The following is a 23150-nucleotide window of genomic DNA, read 5'->3' on the forward strand; positions in this document are numbered from 1 at the left end:
GGTTGGACAATTAAGCAAGGAATGAAAGGCTTTAAAATAATTTTTATTATTAATGTTGTGGTACTGGGATTTTTTACCTTAATGTACTTTGTAACCAAAGTGGAATAACAGGCCACAAAGCATAAGAACTTCGCAATTTTGATATTAAAAAGCCTCAGGTTAATGAGGCTTTTTAATTACATCACTTTTTAACTTCAGCTTGCGGTTTGGCTTTTTGGTCATCAGCAACCGAAGTATTAATCAGGGCCGATACAGCCATAATAAACACCGCCAAAGCAACTGTCGTTAATTTAATACCACCAGCTTTATTCATCTATATTTTACACCCAATTTTTAAAACACGCTTATTGTTATTATTTTCTGCTTAATGTAATGCATTAGGCCATACTCTTGTGAAATAGTTCCCAATAATTACATATTTATCCACATAACAAATTAGCATTCATTCTGTGAATGCTAGATATACTAGCCGAATATTTAACCGCCAACAAGCCTAGTCGTTTAATATTTATAGATTTTTTTAAAGTAAACTATCCACTACCAAGTCTATTTTTAATCCACAATTAAAAATAAAAAATGATAAAGTTTTATTTTTCATACGGTTAAAGAATATTTTGGAATACAAAGTTAATTTACACTGTAAATAATTCTGTCATAAAAGCATCATAAACTTTAGACTTATCCATTATTTAACATTCACATTAGGCTAGATATGTCGCTATTAACCCCTGCAAAAGCCTGTATTTCAGGTATTTTTTTACTGACTGTCAGTTCATTTGCATTTGCTGACACAGCTCCAAAAAATATTATTTACATGATTGGCGATGGTATGGGTGTAAATTATTTAAGTGCTTATCGTTATTTTAAAATGCAGACGCCAAATCAAACTGTAAAAAATACCGAGTTTGATAAAATTTGGCGCGGCACTGCAATGACCTATCCGGCAGATAACACTTTTGTAACTGACTCAGCTGCTGCTGCAACTGCACTGGCAACCACTCATAAAAGCTATAACGGGGCAATTTCGGTTGATCATGAACACCAGTCACTTTACACCTTAATGGAAGCGGCAAAATCTGCGGATAAAAAAACCGGTCTAGTTGTAACCTCTGAAGTCACGCATGCCACACCGGCAAGCTTTTATGCACATCAAAAATATCGCAAAGAATATCCACAAATAGCCGATCAGATTGTTGATAACCAAATAAATAATAAGCCTGTCATGGATTTACTTTTAGGTGGCGGACAAGAAGATTTAATTCGGGATGACAGGAATATTGTGACTGAGCTTAATCAGCTTGGTTATCAAGGAATTACTGAATTTAAACAGCTAGATAAACTCACTCAGCTACCGGCTGTTGGGGTGTTTTACAAAAGAGGTTTCCCCTCTGCAATTGATTCAACTCAAACCCGTTTAGCCGAGATGACCAGCAAAGCGTTAGATTTATTATCTAGCAATAACAACAAAGGGTTTGTTTTGTTAATTGAAGGCAGCCAAATTGACTGGTGCGGTCACGCCAACGATGTTGCCTGTGCTATGGCTGAAATGACAGATTTTGAAAATGCGCTAAAAGTGGTTTTGAATTTTATTAAAAATAATCCAGATACTTTAGTTGTTGTCACCGCTGATCATGAAACCGGCGGTATGTCTTTAGGAGCGGATGGACAATATCAATGGTTACCGGATGTGATTGCGAAAGTGCATTCATCCAGTATTGAAATAGCCAAAACAATCGCAGCTAGCCAAGCAGATCACAGTTCTATTTCAGCCAGTTGGTTAAAGCATATTGAGTTTGATTTAACCAATGCTGAAATTGCCCAGCTTCAGCAAATAAAACATAATAAAGAGCTTACTCAAGCGGAGTTAATCACTCAGTTAACAACCCAAATCAAAGTAATTATTAACCAGCGTAGTTTTACTGGCTGGACATCGAGCGGACATACTGGGTTAGATGTTCCAGTGTTAGCACATGGAGTTCAGGCTGAGCTATTTAATGGCTTTCAAAATAATACGGATATTGCCGAAAGATTACACAAATTAATCAAACCATAAAGTTAGCTAGGATGCGGCGCTCAGCGCATCCTACTTTAAGTTATGTATAGTGAAGTTAAAACCATTTAAATTCTTAAAAAACCTCAATTTTTGCTTGTAAATAATTTAACTCTGGCTAGAGTTAAAACATTGAAAATCAAACAAGCTAAACCTATGGAAGTTGTTAATTTTAGAGTCGGTAATTATTTGGTCGCCTTTAATATTCTTGAAATTTTATTAACTGAAAAATTTACCAATGACCAAACCTCTGTACCTACAGAAGATTCTGCCTTTTTAGGGGTTAAAAACTTTATGGGCACCCCAACCCCAATTTATGATTTAGGGTTAGCAATGAATAAAAAATCAACTCAAACCCAAAATACAGATTTAATTACGTTACTTAATAAAAAAGAAGAAGAACACCAAGTTTGGTTTGACGCATTAACCCAAAGTATCAATAAAAACCAAACATTTACCCAAGCCAGAGATATCAACAAATGCGAGTTAACTCAATGGCTACAAAGTGTTAAAACTCAAAGTGAAGATTTGGCTGAGCTATTTTCAAGATTTGAACCGCCACATACCAGGCTCCATTTAATTGCAGATAAAGCGCTCACTTTGCTAGAAAACAAACAACAAGAGCAAGCCATAAAATTAATTGAACAAGAGAAAAAAACCACATTTGCAAGTTTACAAAGATTATTTGCAATAACCCGAGAGCAACTCGAACTGGCATATAAGCCTGTAACTGTTTATACCACTATTGATGGACTTAAACCTGCACTAGGTTTTGTTGTCGATAAAGTAGAAGACTCTTTAACTGTTAACAATGAACAAATTAAACCTTTAACCGATATCGTTCAATATACCGGTAATATCGACCATAGAGTAAAATCGATGATCAAAGGTTTATTATCAGGCAAAAAATATAATAGCTTGTTATTAAGTTCTAAAGCATTTATACCTACGAATAGTATTTGCTGAAACCTGATATAAACTGGTAGGATTCAATCAATCGACGCTAAACAAAAATACATTCATGTCAGAGCTCAAAATTAACTGGATAACAATTGAACATGCATCCGAAATGACTGGGGCTTCAGTTGCGATTATTCAAGATGCAATTAGAAAGTACCAAAATAAGCCTGAAGCGTTAACCTCAAAAATCGAAAATGGAACTATATTTGTGGATAAATCACAAATATTAGCTCTCTTTTCTTCTTCTGCAAATCCAATAAATAAAGACAAGATTCCTGGTACTCTATTCCGATGGTTTGATGAGCTGCGTAGAACCTACGAAAGCAGTTTAAATAGTATGCAAAAAAAAATTGAGCGCTCACAGGATGAAAGTAAACAAGAATTAAAGCATCAGTATGAAACTCGGATTTTTGAGTTAGAAGAAAATTATCAACATCAAATTAATAATTTAAAACAATCACATAATGAACAAATTAAATTATTAAAACGTAATATTTTAAGATTAGAAAAAGAAATAGAATTTTACCAAAATCAAAATGTGTCACAACAAAAGTCACTTGAACAACTTAATACTAGATATGACGCAATCATTTTAGCACTTCACCATAATAATCGAGCTGATAGCTCTGTTCAAAGTACTTCAGTTTTACCCCATCAACCAGAGGCTGAGGATGTAACCACAGCTCTCACTTCCAACTACGAAATAGAAACACATTGCCCACATATCAGTGTTGATTGGCAAATAGAAGCATTGTTGGATTCTGCCTTCCAAGCACGAGAGCAAAAAGAGTTTAAAATTGCATTTGAACTCTTTGAACAGGCTGCAATGTTAGGTAGCAATAAAGCTATGGGAGCCTTAGCTCGTAGTTACTTTACAGCTGAAGGTATAGAAAAAAATATAATTAAAGCGATCGCATGGCTTAAATTAGCGAATGCTTATCAATTTGAGCCAGCTAAACAAAAGCTTAAAAATGTCAGTGAGGAATATCCGGTTGAATTTTCTGAGTCTGATACTCTAGCCCAATCTCTAAATGAGCAAATTAAATATCATTTGGAAGAACATAGCGGTTACACCGAAGCATAACCTTTTATTGCCAGAGTTGTTTTATGAACTTAACCGAAAAACAAGCCTTATACTCAGAATTTTTTACCATTCCATTAAGTTTAAACCTTAATCTGGTCGCATTTTTACCGGATGAGCCAATACCGGATGAAAACGGATTTATCGAAGAAATGCCATTTCCGTTTAAACTAGCGACTCAGGTTAATTCGCTGGAAGCCGAATCTTTACGCAGTATTCGCCATTTAGGTAAACAAGCTGACGAATTAGTTAATTTTTTAAACCTGCAATCTAAAAAGCTCGACTTGATTATGTCGTATATCTTAATGCAAGAAGATGATACCTCAGCGCGCTTTCAAAGCCTTGATTTTGGCGCTGGCGGTTTAACGGTTAAAAGTCAGACAAAATGGGGATTAGAGCAGGTTTTCAGGCTAAAAATATTTATACCTGATGAATCAAGTGCAGTATACTGCTATGCGGAAATTATTGATGTAAGTGAAACCGAACAAGGCTATTTATATAAACTGGTTTATCGCAGAATACGCGAAGAAGACAGAGAAATATTAGTTCGCACGGCACTTCATCAGCAGAGCAAACAGTTAAGGCAGCTTGCCCAACAAAAAGCTCAGCAGTCATCAGAATAAGCTTTAATTAAACGAGTAAAAATGACAGTGAATCAATCATTTTGTTTACCTGCCGAGTGGTATCCGCAAGATGCCGTTATGTTAACCTGGCCACATGCACAAACTGACTGGCAGGCGATTTTACCCCAAGTTGAACCGATTTATGTTGAATTGGTTAAAACTATTAGCCAGTTTCAGTCGCTGGTTTTAGTGTGTGACAATGAAGCATTAAAACAACATATAAAAGCGCTGTTAGCAGCTCAGCAAATAGATGCAAACCGCATTTTTTGGGTAATTACCCCAACTAACGATACTTGGGCACGCGATCATGGGCCGGTGAGTTTAGTCAAAGGCAAACAAGTACAAGCCTTAGATTTTACTTTTAACGGTTGGGGCAATAAATTTGAAGCAAGCTTAGATAATAAAATTAATCAGGCGTTATTTAATCAGCTTAATATTAAAGATCAGCATACTATTAATCTGGTATTGGAAGGCGGTGGTATTGAAAGCGATGGTAACGGTTGTTTAATGGCAACAACAGAATGCCTGCTTAACCCTAACCGCAATCCGGATTTTAGCCAAGCAGAACTGGAAACATTATTGCTCACCCGTTTTGGCTTACAAAAAATATTGTGGCTTGAACATGGCGCTTTAGACGGTGACGATACCGATGCCCATATTGATACATTAGCGCGTTTTGCCCCAGATAATTGCATTGTGTATCAAGCTTGTACAGATCAAAATGACAGCCATTTTGCTTCACTCAATGCAATGAAAACCCAATTACAAACTTTTACGAATCTGGATAATCAGGCATTCAAATTAGTTGAATTACCTTGGCCAGATGCTCAATTTTCAGCAGAAGGTGACCGTTTACCTGCCACTTACGCTAATTTTTTAGTTATAAATCAGGCTGTATTAGTACCCATCTATGGGGTTAAACAAGACCAAATTGCTTTAGAGCAAATGCAAGTTGCCTTTCCGCAACATCAGATTATTGGTATAAACTGCCGCCCGATTATTGAACAATATGGCAGTTTACATTGCATTACCATGCAACTACCGCAAGGCTTTTTAAGCCATTATTTAAATTAATTGAATTTGGAACCTGTAAACAATGAGTCAGTTAAACGCCGCATTAATTCAGCATACCAATAGCGCTAACCTTGAACATAACCTGCAAAAAAGCATATCCGGCATTCGCGAAGCCGCAGCCAAAGGCGCTAAATTAATTGTATTGCAGGAGCTTCACCGCTCTCTTTATTTTTGCCAAACAGAAGATGTTGACCATTTTGATTTAGCCGAGCCGATTCCCGGCCCAACCAGTAACGCTTTAGCTGACGAAGCAAAAGCTTTGGGGGTTGTGATTGTTGCCTCGTTATTTGAAAAACGTGCAGCCGGGGTTTACCACAATACAGCCGTAGTATTAGACGCAGATGGCTGCATAGCCGGTAAATATCGTAAAATGCATATTCCGGACGATCCGGGGTTTTACGAAAAATTTTACTTTACCCCTGGCGATTTAGGATTTGAGCCGATTCAAACTCAAGTAGGTAAATTAGGTATTTTAGTGTGTTGGGATCAATGGTTTCCTGAAGCCGCTAGATTAATGGCAATGGCGGGCGCTCAAGTATTAATTTATCCAACTGCAATTGGTTGGGATCCTCGTGATGAACAAGCCGAACAACAAAGACAGTTAGACGCTTGGGTTATTTCACAAAGAGCACACGCCGTTGCTAACGGTGTACCGGTATTAAGCTGTAATCGCACCGGCCATGAGGCCGATCCAAGTGGTCAAAGCAAAGGCATTTTATTCTGGGGTAATAGCTTTATTACCGGCCCACAAGGTGAAATTTTAGCGCATGCCAGTGAAGATGAAGAAGAAATTTTAATGGCGGAAATAGATTTAGCCCGAGGGGAAGATGTTCGCCGGATTTGGCCTTATCTAAGAGATCGCAGAATTGATCACTACGCTGATTTATTAAAAATTTACCGTGATTAAAGCTCAATTTATCAATAAAACTTGCTAAATTTGCCCGTGTTATCGGGCAAATTTTTAACCCGCTCACAAAATTAATCCCGTTTAACCACCCTATTCAACCTGAACTGCGTATAAGAAATGTTGAAGTAAATTTTTCAATAATTAGATTAAACAATAAAAAACCGACCTTATTTTACGTTCCAACGAGGATAGTTTTTTATCTATCAAGGCATTTTCCTGTACCTAATAACGAGCTATTAGTCAGAAAAATAACGATGAGAGACGGAAAAATAGCCCGTTGGGCAAATTTTTATTATGCGCAGTTCAGGTTATTCAGCTTATATTCAGTTTACTTTTTATAGACTACTCCTATCTGGTCATAATGGCCGAGTATTGAAGGAGACTGTCATGAAAACTCAAACTAAATATTATGCCATTGGCTTAGCATTAAGCAGTTTATTAATCACTCCGGCTTATGCAAAACACGGCCATAATCAAAGAGATAATATTACCCGCGCGAAAGTCATTAGTGTAACCCCAACTTATGAAAGCGTACGTATTCATCAACCACAAAAAGAATGTTGGATTGAAACCTCCTATTCACAGCCAGCTTATTATTCTGAAAATCGATACCGCTCGCATAGCCAAACCCGTAACCAACATAATGATGCCGCAGCTCCTATTATAGGCGCGGTTATTGGTGGGGTAATTGGTAATCAATTTGGTAAAGGCAAAGGTAAACCCGTTGCAACCATTGCCGGTGCGGTGATTGGCGGCGCATTAGCCAATGAGGCTGCGGCTAATCAACCGGTAAAATATCACGACCGACATAATAATCGCTACAATGACAGATATAACGATCATAAACACTATAAAAAACAGCGAAAGGTCTGTGATATAAACCACAACAGAGTTGAATACAGACAAGAATTAACCGGTTATGACGTGAGTTATCGCTATAAAGGCCAAATTTATTATACTCATACTCGTAATCATCCGGGTAAATTTATTGATTTGGCAGTTAATATTACACCGCTGGAATAATGCAGGATAAAATTCACCAAACATAGCTCAAGGCCAGCTATGTTTGGTATGATAAGTCAGCAATTTCTTTTATTTGTGTGGGTTTATGTTAAGTTTTTTTCGTACATTATTAATCATTTTTAGCCTAATGAGTTTAACGCTCAGTGGACAAATACAGGCGCAGCCTCAAGCCCAAACAATGACCATGCGCCACGCGGTTAATACAGTGCAAAAAACTTATCAGGGCAAATTATTAAAAGCATACGAAACCCGTATCAACCAACAAACTTATTACCGAGTCAAATTATTAACCCCATCAGGCCGTGTGATTAGTGTCTTGGTCAACGCTCACTCAGGTCAAATGAAAAAGGAATAACAGTGCGATTATTACTGGTTGAAGACGAAATAACATTAAATCAGCAATTAACCAAAGCACTTACTGCACAAGGTTATGCTGTAGATTCCTCTACCGATGGCGAGGATGGCTTATTTAACGCTTTAGAAATTGATTATGATATTGCAGTGATTGATATTGGTTTACCTAAAATCGACGGATTAGAGTTAGTAAGCCGGATAAGACAAGATAAAACATTTCCAATATTGCTGCTCACTGCCAGAGATCACTGGCAAGACAAAGTAGCCGGCCTCAACGCCGGTGCAGATGACTACCTAGCGAAGCCGTTTCAGGCCGAAGAATTATTTGCCCGCTTAAAAGCGTTAATCCGCCGTAGCAGTGGTCAAAGCAATCCAGTATTAGTATTTGCCAATTTAACCATTGATACCAGTTTATCTTTAGTTTATCTCGATAACGAGCCAGTTAGCCTGACCGCATTTGAATATAAAGTGCTGGAATATTTTGTTAGAAATCCTAATAAGCTGATTTCTAAAACGGAATTAACCGAGCATTTATATCAGCAGGATTTTGACCGTGACTCCAATGTAATTGAAGTATTTGTTAAACGCCTGCGACAAAAAATCAGCCCGCAACAAAGTGATTTTTTTATTCAAACCATTCGTGGTCAAGGTTACCGCTTTAACGGTCAGCAGTAATGACAATGCCAGCGCTTGCCCGCCTTAGCTTTAAACACCGGCTGATAATTTGTAATTTACTTATCACCTTGATTATTTTGCCTTTATTTGGTTTTAGTTTATATAAAGCATTTGAAGCTCAAGCCAAATTAACCGAAGAACAAGCGCTTAAAGCCTATAGTTATAATTTATTGGCCGCCAGTGAAATTAATAATAATCAGCTTACTTTTACTGGTGAGTTAGATGCCCCCGGATTTAGCCTGCCAGATTCTGGTTTATATGCACTTATCCGCAATAAGCAAACCATTGTCTGGCACTCGGCTTCATTTATTCTGCCGGGCACACAAATTCAATGGCAGGATTCTAAAGTTGGCAACAGCCAATTTAATCAAATATCGGTTAATCACAAACCCCATTTTAACTGGCAACTCAAAGTAGAGTTTGAACAAAATGGACAAATCTACCCATACACTTTTCATATTATAAAAAGCAAACAAGATTACCAAAGCCAGTTAGATACATTTACCCGCAACCTTTGGCAATGGTTAGCCATTATCGGCTTTATTTTTATTTGCCTACAATTTTTATGGCTGATCTGGTTTGAAAAACCATTAAAACAATTATCAGCAGAAATTAGCTTAATCGAACAAGGTGAAAAAACACAAATATCGGATAACTATCCGGTTGAAATCTCAAGATTTAACCAAAATTTAAACCGCTTGATTCAAACCGAACAACAACAAAGACAAAGATATAAAAATACGCTGGCAGATTTAGCACACAGCTTAAAAACGCCATTGGCAGTTATCGTCAATCATCCGAAATTACCGGATGACATCAAACCCGAACTAAACAAAATTGATAATATTATCAGCCACCAGCTAAAAAAAGCACAAAGCGGCCAAACCAGTTGGCAGCAAGGCTGTAAAATAGCGCCAATTACCAAAGCCATTATCACCAGTTTAGAAAAGATATATCATCAAAAACAAATCGAATTTATTGCAGAAATCGATGAAAGCGCCATTTTTTATGGCGCAGAAGCTGATTTATACGAATTGCTCGGCAACCTGCTCGATAACGCCTGTAAAGCCTGCCAGCAACAAGTAAAATTACAAGTCAGTTCAACCAATGTGTTAGTTATAAAAGTATCAGACGATGGCAAAGGGCTAGCACCACAACAAACACAAGATATTTTAAAACGAGGTCACAGAGCTGATACCTATCAAGCAGGCCACGGTATTGGATTAGCAATTGTACAAGACTTAGTTCAAAGCTATCAAGCTAAACTCTCAGTTATCCCTAAAAGTGAATTAGGCGGTGCACAATTTATAATTGAATTTGGGTTTTAGATTGTTACTAAAATATATTGGCTTAATTATCTACATTATTTAGGCAACCAGAGTGCCCTGAAAAAACATTAAATTGAATTATCTAAGCTAGATTAAACACCACTCATAAAATCATATTTTTGTTCTAAAAATACTTCAATTTTTTGTTCGGTAACAGGCGGACTAAATAAATATCCCTGCCCTATCTGGCAGCTTTTTTCTCTTAAAAACTGAACATGCGCATTGTTTTCAACACCTTCGGCAATCACTTTCATATTGAGTTTATGTGCCATTGCAATAATGGCATCAGCTATCGCCATATCATCTTTATCATCTGGAATATCTTTAATAAAAGCACGATCCACTTTTAAAGTATCTACCGGAAAGCGTTTTAAATAACTCAAGGAAGAATAACCTGTGCCAAAATCATCAATTGAAAGCTGTACACCTAGTGATTTGATTTCATCCATCTGACGGATTGCTTCGTTAATATCTCCCATTAGCATAGATTCAGTTAATTCAATGTCTAACCAAGCCGGTTTTATGCTGGCATTAACTATGCTTTGCTTAATGACATTTGCAACATTTTTATCTTTAAACTGACGGGCAGATAAATTGACCGCAACCATAAAAGCTTTGTTATATTTTTGGTTTATCCTAGCAATAAATAAACTCGCTTCAGCTAATACCCACTCTCCTAACTGAACAATTAAACCAGATTGCTCTGCGACAGGGATAAAGATGTTGGGTGAAACCATTCCCCGAGTTGGATGTTGCCAGCGTAATAACGCTTCAAAACCGAATAACTCTCCACTTTTTAGATTAATCTGCGGTTGATAATATAGCTCAAACTGCTGTTCTTTCAATGCAACTCTAAGCTCACTTTCTAGTAACACAGTCTCTTGCAAAGCTTTATTAAGTTCATCACTGTAAAAATAAAAAGTATTACGTCCAGCGGCTTTTGCTTTATACATAGCTAAATCAGCATTACGTAATAGATCTTCTATATTTTGCGCATCTTTAGGTGAAATCGTAATCCCAATACTTGCCGTTACTAATACCTCTGCACTAGGCAACTTTACTGGTTGGTTAATAATGTTCTGAATATCATGAGCTAGCGCAGCAGCTTTTTCAACATTAGCGACACCACTAATAATTACAGCAAATTCATCACCTCCTAATCTCGCGATAGTATCTTCAGCTCGCAGTCGTTTAGTCAGTTTCTTAGCAATTTCAATTAATAATTGATCTCCTGCTTCATGACCCAAATCATCATTAACTCGTTTAAAATTATCCAAATCGAAATACAATAAACAGAAAGCAAAATGCCCGCGCTTAGTCATTTCCAAAGACTTGGTCAGTTGAGCCTTAAAAAAAGTACGGTTATAGAGCTGAGTTAAAGGATCATGATAAGCCAAATTTTCCATTTTCCTCTGGCTTTGCTTAATAAAGCTAATATCCTGAGTCGCCGATACAAAATGCACTGCACCTTGTTTATCTTGGGTCATTGGCGATAAAGTTTGTGAAACCCATATACCTTCCGTACCCGGTCGCTCAAAAATTAACTCGCCTTTCCAAGCATGTCCTAACGCCAATTTCTCGTAGGCACCTTCAAGCAACCAACGCATTTGTTCATCAATAACTTCTTCTATTTTGATACCTATCAGCTCAAATTCTTGCCTGCCGCAAAGTTCAACAAATTTAGGATTCACGAATTCAATTTCAAACCACTCGTTTAAAATAGCAATGGCCGTTTCGCTATGTTTAACCGCATTAGATAATTTAAGGGCTGACAATTCAGCGACTTCTTTTTCCTGTATTTTTTCATTTAATCCTTCGATTAAATGATGGATTTCGCTCGACATTTCCTCCATAGTTCGAGCCATAGTACCAACTTCATCGGAGCTTTCGGTTAATTTTCCAAGCTTTAATTGGCCTTGTTTATGCTCAGTCAAAGCTTTTGCAAAATATCTTAAACGAGATAGAACATAACGATTTAAAAACCAATAAATCAACACAGACAGCAAAAACGCCACAATTAGTGAGCCCAGTAACATATATTTCTTAAATTTTTGTAAGTAAAATTCCCGCGTTTTAAGTGAATCAGACATAGCTAAGTACCAACCTAATTCTGGTACTTGAGATACAGAAACCAATCGGCTTTCTTTATTCAAGGTAAAACTTTTAGCTTCTAAATTAGTTGTATTCTTTAAACTGGTTAAGATAACTTGATATACGTCTTGAGGGATATTTTTCTGGTTATTTAGCTCAACAAATTGTTCAGAAACAATTTGATTAAATAAATTGAGGTGTTCAGGGTGAAAAATTAAATTACTTTTGCTATCAAAAATAAATACATTCCTATCAGCCTTATTAGGCAACCACTCCAACATAATTTTATCCAAACTATCGATTAAAAAATCATAACCGGTAATTCCTCTAAATACTTTATTGGTATACACAGGGATAACCAGTGTGGTCATCCATTTACTTTGAGTATCATCGTAATAAACAGGTGTCCATATAGGTTGACCGGTAGGATTAAACTCGGGAGTTCCTAATTTATAGAATAAATCGCGATTGAAATCATATACTGCGGGTAAAGTATCAATAATCTGTGCTGGTTGGACAACGGCTAAACCATCCTTCGAAATAAAATAAGCTGCTGAAAATAATTGCCTTAATTTAGGGCCAATTTCAGGTAAAATTTCTGCGATGGCCAATGCTTCAGTGACAATTTGTTCCGAAAAATTTTGATTTGCGGCTAAAAATAACCCAACTTGATTATAATGAGCCCTGTAACTGGAGTCTTTGTGCTGGGTAAAAACAGTTTTTGTATTTGGTACTTTATTTTGAGCTTTATTTAAAGAATGAGTGATTTGAATATTTGCTAAGCTCCCAACTGTGACTAAACCATCTAAATATCGGGAGATAGACTGAGCACTCTGTTTTGCTGAATTGTCTAGGTCTGAACTTAAAATATACTCAACATATTTATCTTGTGCCTGTGTAAAAAAGTAAACACCAAATACACCAATAATAACGCAGGAAAAGAAGATCGCTATACTTGCTTTAATTGAAATAGAATGAATTATTTTTGTTTTAAGCCACTGCATTTAATGACTGAACCCCGTTCGAATATTTATCATTTTAATTATTATCGAAATATCTACCTAACCAAAGCAACACAAAGTAAATTTGTTTATAGTTTACTTCACTCCTCAAAATCATTTTGCCTAGTATTGGGAGATAAAAGCCAGTCCTTTATTATATTAGCTCACTGACCACCCGCCTATTAAAGCGCTATTTATCCTATAAATGCAAATTTTTTTAAACTCACTAACCTGAGGTGTGCATAAGAAATGTTGAAGTAAGTTTCTCAACAATTGGATTAAATAATGCCAAACCAAGTTTATTTTACGTTCCAACGGACTATTTTCTGATGTGCAGCTCAGGTTAATTATCTTTATGTGCGATTTGAGTTAACGAAATATTTATCCGATGTGTTTCTATCTGAGCTTTGTGCAGTTAAAATAAATCTATCTTGATTTAATCAAATAATAATTAGGAATTTATCCATGGCGCAATATGTTTATACCATGTCTCGGGTTGGAAAAATTGTTCCGCCGAAACGTGAAATCTTAAAAAATATCAACCTGTGTTTTTTCCCCGGTGCAAAAATTGGGGTTTTAGGTTTAAACGGGGCGGGTAAGTCAACCTTGCTTAGAATTATGGCTGGGATTGATACCGAAATTGAAGGTGAAGCGCGTGCTCAGCCAGGTATTAAAATTGGTTACCTGCCACAAGAGCCGCAACTTGATCCAACCAAAAATGTTAGAGAAAACATTGAAGAAGCTGTTTCTGTCGTCAAAAATGCAATTGCCAGATTAGATCAAGTTTATGCAGAATACGCTGAACCAGATGCTGATTTTGATGCGTTAGCCAAAGAGCAAGGCGAGTTAGAAGCCATTATTCAGGCAACTGACGGCCATAATATTGAAAACATGCTAGAGCGTGCCGCCGATGCACTTCGTCTACCACCTTGGGATGCCGATGTTAATAAATTATCCGGTGGTGAAAGACGCCGAGTCGCTTTATGCCGTTTATTACTCGAAAAACCAGATATGTTATTACTGGACGAACCAACTAACCACTTGGATGCAGAATCGGTTGCATGGTTAGAGCGCTTCTTACACGATTACGAAGGTACAGTAGTTGCTATTACCCACGATAGATATTTCTTAGATAATGTTGCCGGTTGGATTTTAGAACTTGACCGTGGTCAGGGGATTCCGTGGGAAGGTAACTACTCTTCTTGGCTTGAGCAAAAAGATGCTCGTTTAGAGCAAGAAGAAAAAGCCGAAAATGCACGCCAGCGTTCAATTAAACAAGAGCTTGAATGGGTGCGTAATAACCCGAAAGGTCGTCAGGCAAAAAGCAAAGCACGTATGGCTCGTTTTGAAGAGCTTAATAACCAAGACTTCCAACGCCGTAACGAAACCAACGAACTCTATATTCCACCGGGTGAACGTTTAGGCGATAAGGTTATTGAAGTTAAAAACCTTAAAAAATCTTACGGCGACAGAGTATTAATTGATGATTTAAGCTTTAGCATGCCAAAAGGTGCGATTGTTGGCATTATCGGCCCTAATGGTGCAGGTAAATCAACATTATTCAGAATGTTATCCGGCAAAGAACAAGCTGACGGTGGTGAAGTGATTGTGGGTGACACTGTAAAATTATCAAGTGTTGAGCAGTTCCGCGATGATATGAATGATAACAATACGGTTTGGCAAGAAATTTCCGACGGTCAGGATGTGATTCAAATCGGCAGCTTTGAAATTAACAGCCGTGCTTATGTAAGCCGCTTTAACTTTAAAGGCTCTGATCAACAAAAACGCATTGGCGAATTATCTGGTGGTGAACGCAACCGTGTACATTTAGCTAAATTATTAAAAGCAGGCGGTAACGTTTTACTACTGGATGAACCAACTAACGATTTAGACGTTGAAACCCTGCGTGCATTGGAAAACGCTTTATTAGATTTTCCGGGCTGTGCTATGGTGATTTCGCATGACCGTTGGTTCCTTGACCGAATTGCGACCCATATTCTGGATTACCGTGACGAAGGACAAGTTAACTTCTACGAAGGTAACTACACAGATTATGAAGCTTGGTTAAAACAAACTTTAGGTGAAGATGCTGTATTGAATCCGCATCGGATTAAATACAAAAAAATATCTTAACGGTTTTACTCACTCTTGGTTAAATCCAAGCTAGAGTAAAACTTGGTTAAACCAAATTAAGCTTAACCAAGTTCTCATTATCACCACTTAAAAGCAGCAAGCCATTGCTGCTTTTTTTTATATGCGCTATCTTTAAGTTTTATTTATCAATAAAAAATAATATGAACGAGCGCAGACACTTTACCCGATTTTTTTTCGCCAAACAGGCTGTTTTAAGTCATGACCATGACGACTGGTATGTCGATTTAATTGACTTATCATTAAATGGTGCTTTGGTTAGTTACCCTGAAAATGCCCTGCCGTCGCAACTTAATCATCAGGATACATTTAAATTAAGTTTTTCATTAACGGACAATGCTGATATTGAAATATCAATGACAGTGAATATAGTGCATATTGAACCCAGTGTTTTGGGGCTACAATGTCAGCAAATGGATATTGAAAGTGCCACTCATTTACGCAGAATTGTTGAGTTAAACTTGGCCGATCAAACCTTGTTACAACGTGAGTTACAGCATTTAATAGAAGATAGGCAAATATAAGAATTGAACAATAAAAAACAGAGGCAAGCCTCTGTTTTTAAAATATAAATTAAATAAGCTACTGAGCAATTAAGCCTGAGTATCAACCCCGCCAGCCGCAGAGACAATCACCATAGCCGGGCGTAATAAACGACCATTAATGGTGTAACCTTTTTGCAAGCAATCAATAATTGCATTTGGTGCAACATCTGGATTTGGGATCATAGACATAGCTTGATGAAGCTCTGGATTTAACGCATCTCCCTGCGCTGGAGCGACAATTTCAATACCAAACTTAGCTAAAGTTGAATCAAAACTCTTTTGCGTTAATTCAATGCCCTCAATCATAGGCACTAGCGCTTCATTTGATTTATCTGCTGCATCTAATGCGCGTTGTAAATTATCAACAATTGGTAATAACTCACCGGCAAATTTTTCTAACGCAAATTTATGAGCTTTTTCAACATCCTGCGCACTACGGCGACGAATATTTTCAACTTCTGCTTTAGCACGAACTACAGAATCCTGTTGTTCTGTCACTTTGGCTTCAGCTTGTGCCAGTTTAGCTTCTAGTTCAGCTATTTTCTGCTCTTGTTCGTTTACTGTTTCTGTATTTTCAGTTGATGCCTGTTGTGCTTCTTGAGCTGCTTCAACCTGCTCTTCTACTTGAGTATCTTGTGGTTCATTACTCATCTTTTTAAAACTCCAAAACGGTTTCACTTAACGAATTTCCTCAATTATGGGGACTATCTTAACTGATTCAAGGCTGATGTTAATAATTTAGAAGTCATATCAACAATTGGGATCACTTTTTGATAGTCCATCCGTGTTGGCCCAATCACCGCAAGGCTACCAACAATCTTTCCATTTGCATGATAAGGTGCACTAATTAAACTACATTCTGATAGCGTTTCAATCCCTGTTTCTTCCCCAATAAAAATTTTAATACCTTTTTCATCACGGCACCTTTGCATAATATCTACAACCAGATTTTTTTCTGAAATCGCCTCAAATACCGCTTTAATTTTAGTTAATTGTGGGCTGATATTTTCGTTTAATAAATGGTTTTGTCCGGCAACCACTACATGGTTATTATTTGCTTGGGTATGCTGCTCTGCAGTTAAAGTTAAATCGGTTAAATAATTTAATTGCGCATCATTTTTGGCAAGCTCTTTAATTTGTTTATAACCCTGACTCAACGTTTTGCCAGATAAAACCATATTCATCAATACCGACATTTTGTTTAAGGTATTGCTATCTATTGCAACTGGTAAATCCAGCACTTTGTTTTGAATCTCACCATTTTGTAATACAATAATTGCCATTAAGCGTTTTGCGCCTAAATGAACAAATTCAATTTTTTCAATTGCTTGTTCCGCTTGCTGAGGCACAGAAACTAAACTGGTTAAATGAGTTACTTCGGATAATAATTTGGACGCTTGCTGACAAACCTGTGCTGTCGATAACTGGGTTTGCAATAACACTTTTTCAAAATCCGGCAATTGATTTTGTTTGATAAACTGCTCAAATGATTGTGCGGTTAATAACTCATCAACAAATAAGCGTAAGCCAAGTGCGGTTGGGATTCGGCCAGCCGAAGTATGCGGCGATTTTAACAGTCCGGCTTTTTCCAGTGTCATCATGACATTTCTGACAGTTGCCGAGCTTGCCGAAATAGATTCCACTTCGGCCAAATGCTTAGATGAAACCGGCTGACCTTGAGTTAAATATTGCTCAATTAATACGCGTAAAACTTGTAGTGCTCTTGAATTTAAATTTACATTGGTCATTATTACTCACCAATTACTCAAATTTTTTATAAATTTATTTAATTTATATGAGGCGTATTAGATAAATTTCAATTATTTATTGATAAACTTATCGCCAAAATATATTTAAAGCTAAGGATTACCCCACTCAGATGGCTAAAATATTTAACAAAATTGGCATTGTCGGTAAAGCTAATCATCCAGAAACCCAGCAAACCGTTGAAGTGCTGCATCGCTTTTTAACCGAGCAAGGCTGTGAAGTTTATATTGAGCAAAGAGTGGCCATTAATGAGCAAAATAATGCGATCAAAGCGCTTAATTTAGTTGAGCTTGGCGAGTTTTGTGATTTAGTCATTGTGGTCGGTGGTGATGGGAATATGCTTGGTGCTGCCCGTGTATTGTCCAGATTTGATACTGCAGTTATTGGCATTAACCGCGGCAACCTTGGCTTTTTAACAGATATTCATCCCGATGCTTGCGAAGCTGTGCTTAGCCAAGTATTAAAAGGTGAGTTTTCAACCGAAGAAAGATTTTTACTCGAAGTTGAAGTACATCGGCATGATCAGGTAAAAGCGACTAACAGTGCAGTTAACGAAGCCGTTTTGCACTCGGATAAAGTTGCTCACATGATTGAGTTTGAAGTGTATATAAATGATAAATTTGTATTTAGCCAACGTGCCGATGGTTTAATTATGAGTACACCGACTGGCTCAACTGCTTATTCGTTATCTGGCGGCGGCCCCATTTTAACCCCAAATTTAAATGCTATTTGTTTATTGCCTATGTTTCCGCATTCATTAGCTAACCGGCCTTTAGTGGTAGATGCAAATTCGGATTTACGCTTGGTCGTTTCTAATAAAGCACAGGCGCAATTGGGGGTTACTTGTGATGGTCATGTGACTTTACCGGTTTTACAAGGTGATGAAGTCAGAATTAAAAAATCGCCTCATTTGCTAAAATTAATTCACCCTAAAGACTATAGTTATTTTAGTGTATTAAGAAGAAAATTAAATTGGGGCAGTAAACTATATTAGTTTATTTGCAGTATATAATATAAATTAAAATCAGTTACCCGCTACATAATATTAAACAGGGAGGCAGATAAAGTGCCTATTCAATCAGGATGAATTTGCTAGCAGTGACACTTTGAGCAGTATGCCATGAACTATATCCAAAACCTGTTTTTTATTCCTCAAAACAGTTTATTAACTGACGGCAGCTATAATATTTGGCTGGTCATTCTGTCGGTTTTTGTTGCTGTATTATCTTCTCATATTGGCCTACAGGTTTCCGAACTTGCAGCTAATGCGCGGACTCAATTACGTAAACATGTATCTTTATTAAGTGGAGCTTTAGCATTAGGTGGTGGAGTATGGTCAATGCACTTTATTGGTATGCTCGCTTTTAGCTTATGTACAGAAATACACTATGATTGGGGGATCACTCTTGCATCAATCATTCCTTCTATCCTAGCCTCTAAAATTGCATTAAGAATTATCAGTGAGAACCAGATTAACAAATGTAAGTTGTTAATCGGAGGGATTTTAGTTGGCGCTGGCATAGGTACTATGCATTATCTAGGCATGGCTGCCATGCAAATGGCCCCTTTGTTAAGATATGACCTAAGTTTATTTGCATTATCAATTGTAGTTGCTGTTGTACTAGCCATTTTGTCACTCTGGATTAAATTTGCATTAAATAACTCTAAGCGACGTCAATTTTCTAATTTAACTGTGAATTTACTGGCCAGTATTGTTATGGGCTGTGCTATATCAGGAATGCACTATACAGGAATGGCTGCAGCTCGCTTTGTCCTACCTCCAGGCATGGAGCTATCGGGCCAACCTGATGAAATATCTCTTTATTTAGGCATTGGCATTGGCAGCCTTACAATGGTAATAATCAGTTTGGTTTTAGCCGTTAATTATATTTTCAGATATAGAGATTTAACTCGACAAGCAAGTAATAATGAGAGCCGGATTAAGGCTATTATGGACACTGCCATAGATGGTATTTTAACAATGGATAAATATGGCATTATCTTGAGTGCAAATCAGGCAACAAAAAATTTATTTGGCTGGGATGAAGAAAAGCTCAAAGGGAAAAACATTGCACATTTACTTCCTGAAGAGTTGCAACAAGAATTTGAACATCAGCTAACTACAGGTGACAATCAATTTGTTGGTAAAAGCCGAGATATCAGAGTCAAGCATAAGCAAGGGCATATGGTTGATGTGCGCATCGCAGTTGGCAAAGTGATACTGGGTAGTGAAACCTTATTTGTGGCTATTGCTTCAGATCTAACTGACCGTATAAAAATGGAAGCGGCAGTACGCGAAAATGAAAGTAAATTCAGATCTCTTATTACGAATATACCCGGTATTGCATTTCGTTGTATTGATGAAGATAACTGGCCAATGGTATATATCAGCAACGCTGTCGAAACAATTACAGGCTACTCGGCCGACGATTTTCAACTCCCCAACCCCATACGCTCTTTTAAAGAACTTATCCACCCTGCAGACATTGATAATGTGATGGTATATCACGATCAAGGAAGAAGTTATACACTTGAATACCGAATTTTTACGAAAGATGGTGCAATTCGTTGGATGCTAGAATACGGTAGTCAAATTGATGACCCTTTAATTAGTTCAAAAACCTGTTTAGATGGCTTTATCATGGATATCACCGACCGAAAGATTATGGAAGATGAATTGAGGGAAGCTAAAGAAATTGCAGAACAGGCAGCTTCAGCTCGTGCCGCTTTTACAGCCAACATGAGTCATGAAATCAGAACACCGATGAATGCCATTATCGGTTTTAGCGATATTTTATTGGATACAGAGCTAAATAAAGAACAATTCAAACACCTTCAAACTATTAATCAATCAGCCAAATCATTACTTCATTTATTAAATGATATTTTAGACAGTGCCAAATTAGAGAAAGGTAAATTTGAACTGGATATAAGAGACTTTGATTTAGTTGAAGAAGTAGATGCCGTTGTTTCAACTCTATACATTGAAGCTAAAAAGAAAGGAATTCAATTAACAACTGAATTATCTCCCACACTTTCCAATTGTTATTTGGGAGATCCAGATAGAATCCGTCAAGTTCTCACTAATTTAATAGGTAATGCAATTAAATTTACCCCTAAAGGCAATGTATCAGTAAAAGTACAGAGTAATAATAACTTGATAGAAGTTATTATTAAAGATACAGGTATTGGCATGAGCCAGGCTCAAGTTAACAATATCTTTAATGCTTACGCTCAAGCTGATTCCTCTATTAGCAGAAGGTTTGGAGGCACCGGCCTTGGCACAACAATTAGCCATAAACTAGTAGAGCTAATGAATGGCCAAATTAAAGTTGAAAGTGAACTTAATCGAGGAAGTATTTTTACAGTTATCCTTCCATTACCTATTAGCGATAGATGTAAACTTAAACATTTACCACAACAGAATATATCACTACCAAATTTAAAAGTATTAATTGTCGATGATATTCAACAAAATATTGATTTGTTGACAGTTATGCTAAAACGTCAAGGTCATCAAGTATTGACTGCTAGAGATGGCGTACAAGCCTTATTACGCATGGAGAAAAACCCAGATATTGATATCGTCCTTATGGATATTCAAATGCCTGTCATGGATGGGTTAACTGCAGCAAGAAGTCGACGCGAGTTTGAATTACAGAATAATCTAAAAGTTATTCCTATTATTGCCCTAACGGCAAGTGTTATGGAAAATGATAAATTTGAAGCTAAACAAGCAGGTATGAATGGTTTTGCCAACAAGCCGGTAGATCTAGATTTATTAAATCAGGAAATGGCAAAAGTATTAAACTTAGACCTAATGCCAATAGTAGAAGGTACTCGCCATCAAGATTTAACCCTAATCAACCTCAAAAAAGGATGTCAACTTTGGGGCGACGAACAAAGTTATTTGCAAGAGTTAAAGCGCTTTGTGCAAAATCATTTATCAACAACCAATGATTGTTACCATTTTATAGATAATCAAGATTGGAATGGATTAAAGCAACTTGTCCATAATCTAAAAGGGTTATCTGGTAACTTAGCTTTGCTCCCATTAATGAATAATTTTGAAAAAATAGAAAAGAGTCTTCAAAAACAAGAAATTGAAGAAATAAAATTAATTTTAGATAAAATAAATCACCAAATTAAACAAGTTTTACAGTACACGAACTCATATTTTGAACAGCAAGATGAAAAGTCTGAACAGATTACTGGCAATTCAAATCAGTCACAACTAAACCTTATAAATGAATTAATTAATTTATTAGAAAACAGTGAGGTCGATGATGATCTACTGGATAATTTATTAGGCGGCTCAAAAGCCAATGTTAAAGATCAAATTGAATTAATTGTGAACTATGTGAATGATTTTGAGTTTGAACTTGCATTAACTGAATTGAAGCAGTTGAAAAAAGCAATAGAGCAGGAAAATTAATGTCCCAGCATATTGAAAATAAAGAAAAAGTATTAATAGTCGATGATGAACCCGCAAATTTACGGGTTCTGAAAAATATTTTGCAAACTGACTATAGATTGATTTTCGCAAAGAATGGCGAAGATGCAATCAAGCTGGTAGCTAAAGATAGACCTAACTTGATCTTACTAGATATAATGATGCCTGACATTTCCGGCTTTGATGTCTGTAAGAAACTCAAAGCTGATACCTCTACCAAAAATATTCCTATCATTTTTGTTTCAGCCCTTTCTGAAGAAATTGATGAAGCTGCCGGATTTGAGCTAGGTGCAGTAGACTATATAACTAAACCTGTTTCAGCCACAATTGTAAAAGCAAGAGTAAAAAATCATTTATCATTAGTTCAAGCGGAAGAGTTAAAACGAACCCAATTGCAAGTTATTCAAGTGCTTGGGCGTGCATCAGAGTATAAAGATAATGAAACAGGCATGCATGTAATCCGTATGAGTCACTACTCCAAAATAATTGCTCTAGCTTTAGGTTTCACAGAAAATCAGGCGGATTTACTTTTGCATGCAGCACCAATGCACGATGTCGGTAAAATAGGTATTCCTGATAGTATAATGTTAAAGCCTGCTCGTTTAACTGATGAGGAAATGAACATTATGCGTACACACCCGCAAATTGGCGCTGATATTTTAGGAGACGGTGACTCTGATTTGCTCAAACTCGCTCGAACAATTGCTTTAACACACCATGAAAAGTGGGATGGTACTGGTTATCCCAATAATCTAAAAGGAGATGATATCCCCATAGAAGGACGAATTGTCGCACTTGCGGATGTATTTGATGCACTAACCAGTAAACGCCCATACAAAGAAGCATGGAGTATTGAGAAAACTCTCGATTTCATCCACTCTCAAAAAGGAGCTCATTTTGATCCTGTTTTGGTGGATTTACTGAATCAAGAAATAGATAAAATCTTAGAAGTTTATCATAAGTGGCAGGAATAATTTTCCGTCTTTCTTCGTTATTTTTCTTACAAGTAAATCATGCGATTAGGTACAGAAAAATGCCGGATAGACGGAAATCGTTTAATTAGTTAC

Annotated in this window: 19 protein-coding genes; 15 read left to right on the forward strand and 4 right to left on the reverse strand. The window is 36.9% G+C overall.

What is annotated here, in order from left to right; genetic code table 11:
• Window positions 1–181: 181 nt before the first annotated feature.
• Window positions 182–313, reverse strand: coding sequence for a hypothetical protein (locus N7931_RS04645; RefSeq protein WP_262792280.1), 132 nt, complete (start codon window positions 311–313; stop codon window positions 182–184).
• A 399-nt stretch (window positions 314–712) separates the two neighbouring features.
• Here N7931_RS04645 and N7931_RS04650 point away from each other — a divergent pair, with 399 nt between their 5' ends.
• The 10 genes from N7931_RS04650 to N7931_RS04695 all read left to right on the forward strand — a co-directional run bounded on the left by N7931_RS04650 (window position 713) and on the right by N7931_RS04695 (window position 10075).
• Window positions 713–2053: an alkaline phosphatase gene (locus N7931_RS04650; protein WP_262792282.1), complete on the forward strand. Its 1341-nt coding sequence runs from the start codon at window positions 713–715 to the stop codon at window positions 2051–2053.
• Window positions 2054–2182: 129 nt separating this feature from the next.
• A complete protein-coding gene (locus N7931_RS04655; protein ID WP_262792283.1) occupies window positions 2183–3016 on the forward strand; it encodes a CZB domain-containing protein in 834 nt (277 codons plus the stop codon).
• A 55-nt stretch (window positions 3017–3071) separates the two neighbouring features.
• On the forward strand, window positions 3072–4094 hold the full coding sequence (locus tag N7931_RS04660) for a hypothetical protein (protein ID WP_262792284.1): 1023 nt from the start codon (window positions 3072–3074) through the stop codon (window positions 4092–4094).
• Between the two features lie 23 nt (window positions 4095–4117).
• Window positions 4118–4714: a PilZ domain-containing protein gene (locus N7931_RS04665; RefSeq protein ID WP_262792285.1), complete on the forward strand. Its 597-nt coding sequence runs from the start codon at window positions 4118–4120 to the stop codon at window positions 4712–4714.
• 21 nt (window positions 4715–4735) lie between these two features.
• Window positions 4736–5788, forward strand: a complete 1053-nt coding sequence (locus N7931_RS04670; RefSeq protein WP_262792286.1) for an agmatine/peptidylarginine deiminase — start codon at window positions 4736–4738, stop codon at window positions 5786–5788.
• A 22-nt stretch (window positions 5789–5810) separates the two neighbouring features.
• Complete coding sequence (locus N7931_RS04675) at window positions 5811–6695, forward strand: carbon-nitrogen hydrolase (protein ID WP_262792288.1); 885 nt, start codon at window positions 5811–5813, stop codon at window positions 6693–6695.
• A 387-nt stretch (window positions 6696–7082) separates the two neighbouring features.
• Window positions 7083–7718, forward strand: coding sequence for a glycine zipper 2TM domain-containing protein (locus N7931_RS04680; protein ID WP_262792290.1), 636 nt, complete (start codon window positions 7083–7085; stop codon window positions 7716–7718).
• 85 nt (window positions 7719–7803) lie between these two features.
• Window positions 7804–8073, forward strand: a complete 270-nt coding sequence (locus tag N7931_RS04685; RefSeq protein ID WP_262792291.1) for a PepSY domain-containing protein — start codon at window positions 7804–7806, stop codon at window positions 8071–8073.
• A 2-nt stretch (window positions 8074–8075) separates the two neighbouring features.
• Window positions 8076–8747: a response regulator transcription factor gene (locus N7931_RS04690; protein WP_262792293.1), complete on the forward strand. Its 672-nt coding sequence runs from the start codon at window positions 8076–8078 to the stop codon at window positions 8745–8747.
• Window positions 8747–10075 (forward strand): ATP-binding protein, encoded by a 1329-nt coding sequence (locus N7931_RS04695; RefSeq protein WP_262792294.1) that lies wholly within the window; start codon window positions 8747–8749, stop codon window positions 10073–10075. Before N7931_RS04690 ends, N7931_RS04695 begins: the two co-directional genes overlap by 1 nt.
• A gap of 92 nt (window positions 10076–10167) precedes the next feature.
• Here N7931_RS04695 and N7931_RS04700 read toward each other — a convergent pair whose 3' ends face one another.
• Window positions 10168–13170: an EAL domain-containing protein gene (locus N7931_RS04700; RefSeq protein ID WP_262792295.1), complete on the reverse strand. Its 3003-nt coding sequence runs from the start codon at window positions 13168–13170 to the stop codon at window positions 10168–10170.
• Window positions 13171–13632: 462 nt separating this feature from the next.
• Here N7931_RS04700 and ettA point away from each other — a divergent pair, with 462 nt between their 5' ends.
• Complete coding sequence (gene ettA / locus N7931_RS04705) at window positions 13633–15300, forward strand: energy-dependent translational throttle protein EttA (RefSeq protein WP_262792297.1); 1668 nt, start codon at window positions 13633–13635, stop codon at window positions 15298–15300.
• Window positions 15301–15461: 161 nt separating this feature from the next.
• A complete protein-coding gene (locus N7931_RS04710; protein ID WP_262792299.1) occupies window positions 15462–15842 on the forward strand; it encodes a PilZ domain-containing protein in 381 nt (126 codons plus the stop codon).
• A 69-nt stretch (window positions 15843–15911) separates the two neighbouring features.
• On the opposite strand, the gene grpE is transcribed toward N7931_RS04710, so the two are convergent.
• Window positions 15912–16514: a nucleotide exchange factor GrpE gene (gene grpE, locus N7931_RS04715; protein WP_262792300.1), complete on the reverse strand. Its 603-nt coding sequence runs from the start codon at window positions 16512–16514 to the stop codon at window positions 15912–15914.
• Window positions 16515–16567: 53 nt separating this feature from the next.
• Window positions 16568–17611: a heat-inducible transcriptional repressor HrcA gene (gene hrcA, locus N7931_RS04720; protein ID WP_262792301.1), complete on the reverse strand. Its 1044-nt coding sequence runs from the start codon at window positions 17609–17611 to the stop codon at window positions 16568–16570.
• Between the two features lie 131 nt (window positions 17612–17742).
• Here hrcA and nadK point away from each other — a divergent pair, with 131 nt between their 5' ends.
• From nadK to N7931_RS04735, 3 genes are all read left to right on the forward strand, one after another.
• The gene (nadK, locus tag N7931_RS04725; RefSeq protein WP_262792303.1) at window positions 17743–18624 is read left to right on the forward strand and encodes an NAD(+) kinase; all 882 of its coding nucleotides are present in this window, start codon (window positions 17743–17745) and stop codon (window positions 18622–18624) included.
• A 126-nt stretch (window positions 18625–18750) separates the two neighbouring features.
• Window positions 18751–22065: an MHYT domain-containing protein gene (locus N7931_RS04730; protein ID WP_262792304.1), complete on the forward strand. Its 3315-nt coding sequence runs from the start codon at window positions 18751–18753 to the stop codon at window positions 22063–22065.
• The gene (locus N7931_RS04735; protein ID WP_262792306.1) at window positions 22065–23057 is read left to right on the forward strand and encodes a two-component system response regulator; all 993 of its coding nucleotides are present in this window, start codon (window positions 22065–22067) and stop codon (window positions 23055–23057) included. The genes N7931_RS04730 and N7931_RS04735 overlap by 1 nt, the downstream gene beginning before the upstream one ends.
• The last annotated feature ends 93 nt before the right edge of the window (window positions 23058–23150 follow it).

Source organism: Catenovulum sp. 2E275, assembly GCF_025515275.1.
Taxonomy (GTDB): Bacteria; Pseudomonadota; Gammaproteobacteria; order Enterobacterales; family Alteromonadaceae; genus Catenovulum.

Coding starts and splice junctions, on each gene's coding strand:
- hrcA (WP_262792301.1), bottom strand. CDS start 17,611: ATGACCAATGTAAATTTAAATTCAAGAGCACTACAAGTTTTACGCGTA.
- N7931_RS04650 (WP_262792282.1), top strand. CDS start 713: ATGTCGCTATTAACCCCTGCAAAAGCCTGTATTTCAGGTATTTTTTTA.
- N7931_RS04665 (WP_262792285.1), top strand. CDS start 4,118: ATGAACTTAACCGAAAAACAAGCCTTATACTCAGAATTTTTTACCATT.
- N7931_RS04735 (WP_262792306.1), top strand. CDS start 22,065: ATGTCCCAGCATATTGAAAATAAAGAAAAAGTATTAATAGTCGATGAT.
- ettA (WP_262792297.1), top strand. CDS start 13,633: ATGGCGCAATATGTTTATACCATGTCTCGGGTTGGAAAAATTGTTCCG.
- N7931_RS04645 (WP_262792280.1), bottom strand. CDS start 313: ATGAATAAAGCTGGTGGTATTAAATTAACGACAGTTGCTTTGGCGGTG.
- grpE (WP_262792300.1), bottom strand. CDS start 16,514: ATGAGTAATGAACCACAAGATACTCAAGTAGAAGAGCAGGTTGAAGCA.
- N7931_RS04685 (WP_262792291.1), top strand. CDS start 7,804: ATGTTAAGTTTTTTTCGTACATTATTAATCATTTTTAGCCTAATGAGT.
- N7931_RS04670 (WP_262792286.1), top strand. CDS start 4,736: ATGACAGTGAATCAATCATTTTGTTTACCTGCCGAGTGGTATCCGCAA.
- N7931_RS04710 (WP_262792299.1), top strand. CDS start 15,462: ATGAACGAGCGCAGACACTTTACCCGATTTTTTTTCGCCAAACAGGCT.
- N7931_RS04695 (WP_262792294.1), top strand. CDS start 8,747: ATGACAATGCCAGCGCTTGCCCGCCTTAGCTTTAAACACCGGCTGATA.
- nadK (WP_262792303.1), top strand. CDS start 17,743: ATGGCTAAAATATTTAACAAAATTGGCATTGTCGGTAAAGCTAATCAT.
- N7931_RS04675 (WP_262792288.1), top strand. CDS start 5,811: ATGAGTCAGTTAAACGCCGCATTAATTCAGCATACCAATAGCGCTAAC.
- N7931_RS04680 (WP_262792290.1), top strand. CDS start 7,083: ATGAAAACTCAAACTAAATATTATGCCATTGGCTTAGCATTAAGCAGT.
- N7931_RS04700 (WP_262792295.1), bottom strand. CDS start 13,170: ATGCAGTGGCTTAAAACAAAAATAATTCATTCTATTTCAATTAAAGCA.
- N7931_RS04730 (WP_262792304.1), top strand. CDS start 18,751: ATGAACTATATCCAAAACCTGTTTTTTATTCCTCAAAACAGTTTATTA.
- N7931_RS04660 (WP_262792284.1), top strand. CDS start 3,072: ATGTCAGAGCTCAAAATTAACTGGATAACAATTGAACATGCATCCGAA.